Genomic DNA, 3,919 nt, shown 5'->3' on the forward strand with positions numbered 1-3,919 from the left:
CATATCCAGGCCAACCTAAACTACCCCAAATCAAGACTCCGAGTATCCAAGCATGAACTATTCCTGCGGGAGTTAATAATTTTTTGGGAGCAAAATAAACGAGACTTAGTAAGATAGTATTTAAAATTATAGCTACTAACCAGGGATTTACAGAGTTAATATTAGATAACATGGATAATGGATAATGGATAATTGATGATTGATAATTAATCTTCAGAGGTTTAAAGCCTCTCCTTTTAAATGGATAATTTATAATTAGGGGTTTGGTGATTAGGTAATGCTCTTCAGTATTTATGAACCGTAAAACAATAGTTTTTTTCATAGATATTTGAGACAAAAGCATTACGCATTCACCAATGCCATAATTAGAGATAATTTTCATTATCCATTGTTCATTATCAACTAAGTAGGTTGGTGTGAAAATTTGTCCCTATGTAACAAAATGTCAATTCACCTTCAAGTCAACTGTAGGTTGGAGCTTGGATTTAGTTGACAAAACTGAATTTAGTTAAACTTTTTTGTGCCTACCTACTTATCCATTATCCATTATTAATTATTCATTGTAAAGTAACCATGAATCAAGTTCTTTTTCACTTAGCCTTTCCCGTGAATGATATTGCTCAAACAAAAGAATTCTATGCCAATGGTTTAGGTTGTGAAGTTGGGCGAGAATCTCCAAACTCAGTAATTCTAAATCTTTATGGAAATCAAATTGTTGCTCATGTTTCCAAAGATAGTTTAGAACCACAAAAAGGCATTTATCCCAGACATTTTGGTTTAGTTTTTACTCTAGAAAGTGATTGGGAAGCTTTGCTAGAACGTGCTGAAAAAAATCAATTAAAATTCTATCAGCAACCCAGACGAAGATTTACAAATTCTCTTTTGGAACATCGCACTTTTTTCCTGGAAGATCCGTTCCATAATTTGCTAGAGTTCAAATATTATTGTCATTCAGAAGCAATTTTTGGCTGTAATGATCATCAGGAAGTTGGCGATTCTGTAGCAGTTTAAGTTAGAAAAATAGGGAGTAGGAATTAGGGAGTAGAGAGTATGAATTAGGGGAAAATAATTGATAATTTTTGTAAGATAGCAGTGGGAAAATATTGCTTCCATACTATGTTTTTCTTAGTAAAGAAAATCACTTTAAAAAAGAATGCTACAAAAAAGTGCATTTTGAACAGAGATGCTGAGAAAACCTAGCCATATCTAATCGACCAAGAGAAATAATTTTTTTCCTTATTGGTCAATCCTCTCTCTAAAAGGGAGAGGTAATTATCCATTATCCATTATCCATTATCCATTAATGAATTCCTTCTTGCTTCCTTCTTAGTTCCTTCTTCCTTACCTTAAAATAATGAGTACAAAAATATAGCAATCCTAAATAGGTTGTGATAAATTAAAAAGTAGATAAAAAATTTGAAACTCTTACCTGTTGCCTGTTGCCTGTTGCCTCTTGCCTAAAAAGCAGTAAGATTTTTGCCACAAATATGCGGAGGATTGCTATAGAAATTACTGAATCAAAAGAACTGGATATTAATTCTGTTCCAGACCATACTCAATTACCAGAATCATACGGTACATTTGTGAAAAACTTTCAGGAACATTATCAAAATATTCTATTAACTGATTCTATCAAACTTACCCTAGATAAAATTCATCCTGACGGAAAATATGCTATAGGTCAAGACTGTGGAATTTATTGGCGATTAACCGATCCTCCTCTCAGAGGAGCAGAAGCACCAGATTGGTTTTATGTTCCTCATGTTTCCCCTCTTTTAAATTGAGAAATACGACACTCTTATGTACTTTTGGAAGAATATATTTCTCCTCTCATTAATATTAGAATTTGTTTCTGGAGATGGTGCAGAAGAAGGAAGAAAGAAGAAGTAATGCAAGTCAACATGAGTGACAACTGCTATAGTAAGGAATCTGGATTTTTCTGCCCTATTCCTTTGTTAAAGAACNTCATGTTTCCCCTCTTTTAAATTGAGAAATACGACACTCTTATGTACTTTTGGAAGAATATATTTCTCCTCTCATTAATATTAGAATTTGTTTCTGGAGATGGTGCAGAAGAAGGAAGAAAGAAGAAGTAATGCAAGTCAACATGAGTGACAACTGCTATAGTAAGGAATCTGGATTTTTCTGCCCTATTCCTTTGTTAAAGAACTGGGTTATATTTTTGCAATTTATTATAAATTTATCAAGAGTCAGGCTACTTTAGGAAATTTGCAAAAATAGCCAGAATAAAGAATAAAAGTTATTCAATCCTAAACACTTACTTTAACAAATAGTATCTGTACCTTCCTCGATCAAATCAACTGATAAAATTCTTGATTAGTTTGGATTTATACTCTGCTTTCAACTCCTCAACAATTACTTTCAAAACTTTTTCATCTGATACCATCCAAGCATGAAGTAAAATATCTATTTTGATATCTCTACCTACTGGTATTTGAGAACTTCTGGCAGGCAAAATCATGGCATCATAAGGTGTCCAAATAGAGGTAAAATTTATTTCTTCTAATATATCAATATCTTGGTTTAAATTTTCTAGGAAATCACTTTTCGGACGCATCTGCTTGGGTGCTGCTAAATTTAAAGCGTAACCTGTTAATGTACCGTTGTGAGGAGAAGAAATAGTAATAAAACGTTTTACTTTATCTATACCTCCTAATTTTTGAACATAGTAACGACTTACTATTCCTCCCATACTAAAACCTATTAAATCAATGGGTTGATTAGGTGGAAATGTTTGATCTACATAATCTGCTATTTGTTCGGCTAATTTATCTAAACCTAAAATACCGTAATTAGGAACTAAGTTTAGAGAATATACTTCCCATCCAGATTTTTTTAGGTATTGAGACATTTTATCGAATATTCTTATGGTGTCAAAAATTCCGTGGATTAATAATACTGGATTAGGTTTGTTTAAACTTTCCATATATTTTTTTTGAATATTTTTAGTTCGTAAGCTATCAGCTATAAATTATTAACTTCTTATCACACTGAAGGAGGAATTAGTCTCCAAGGAAAATTAAAAATTATCAAGAAAAAGGTCATTGGCTAACCTTTGTAAGTTATTACGTTAAGGCATCTTTTTGCCTAGCATTCCATAGGAAATGCTGAATGATAATAGCTGTTAGCTCTGCATTCCGCAGAAAATTTTTACTCTAATTCCACATTTTAGGATGAGGCGATCGCTTTCCTTTCCTTCAGTAGGACAGTCTTTTTACTGGCATAAATTTTTTTGGTAATTATTCTGTAAATTCTGAAATATATTTCATTAATGGATAATTGATAATTACCTCTGGTTAAAACCGTTACGGAATTGAAGATATCGAAATATCCTAGCACTTTTCTCTTGGTCGATTGGATATGGCGTTTAGCGTTCCGCACAACTTTCCTGACGGAATGCTCCGCTTGCCTACCGCTTTTTCCCCTATCCAAGGGGAGGCTTCAAGGCGCGAATTATTTAATTATTAATTATTAATAATTCGGTAAACAATTACTGATTTTTTCACCTCGGAGTTAGCCTAATAATTATTGCTCTGCTGATTAAATCTAAAAGCATTTACAGAGAAATAAGGTGCGTTTTTAGGTCTGAAATACCTTGGTTTTCAGCTCTTAATGCACGGTTCCCGAAAAATCAAAAAGTCAGCATTTCTGCCAAGAGTTGGGCAAAAAAATTATTCCCCTATTCCCCTACTCCCCCGCTCCCCTACTCCTTACAAAAGACTTTTTCAGCAAACCCTAATTATTAAGTAGTGGGAGCATCTTGCTTTCCTAAGATGAGCAAGATACTTTTCCCTAAAACCTAGAATTTTATTACCTCAATCAGACTTAAGAATTGATATATATTTCATCTTCTTCAGCAATAGACAAACTTTTTTCTTTGTCTATAACTTTAATAATT

General features: G+C 33.0%; 2 protein-coding genes and 2 pseudogenes. 2 read left to right on the top strand and 2 right to left on the bottom strand.

The genetic code is table 11. The annotated features are described in order from the left end of the window. Positions 1-382: pseudogene (locus tag AFK68_RS41190) on the bottom strand (hypothetical protein); the annotation flags it as partial. Between the two features lie 191 nt (positions 383-573). Between AFK68_RS41190 and AFK68_RS06955 the strand changes: the two are divergent. After that, positions 574-1,011, top strand: coding sequence for a VOC family protein (locus tag AFK68_RS06955; protein WP_094672130.1), 438 nt, complete (start codon positions 574-576; stop codon positions 1,009-1,011). A gap of 476 nt (positions 1,012-1,487) precedes the next feature. Further along, positions 1,488-1,872 (top strand): annotated as a pseudogene (locus AFK68_RS06960) (Uma2 family endonuclease); the annotation flags it as partial. 445 nt (positions 1,873-2,317) lie between these two features. Here the strand turns inward: AFK68_RS06960 and AFK68_RS06965 are convergent. After that, the gene (locus AFK68_RS06965) at positions 2,318-2,947 is read right to left on the bottom strand and encodes a triacylglycerol lipase (protein ID WP_094672131.1); all 630 of its coding nucleotides are present in this window, start codon (positions 2,945-2,947) and stop codon (positions 2,318-2,320) included. Positions 2,948-3,919 lie beyond the last annotated feature (972 nt).

The organism is Hydrocoleum sp. CS-953 (assembly GCF_002260545.1).
Classification (GTDB): domain Bacteria; phylum Cyanobacteriota; class Cyanobacteriia; order Cyanobacteriales; family Microcoleaceae; genus Trichodesmium.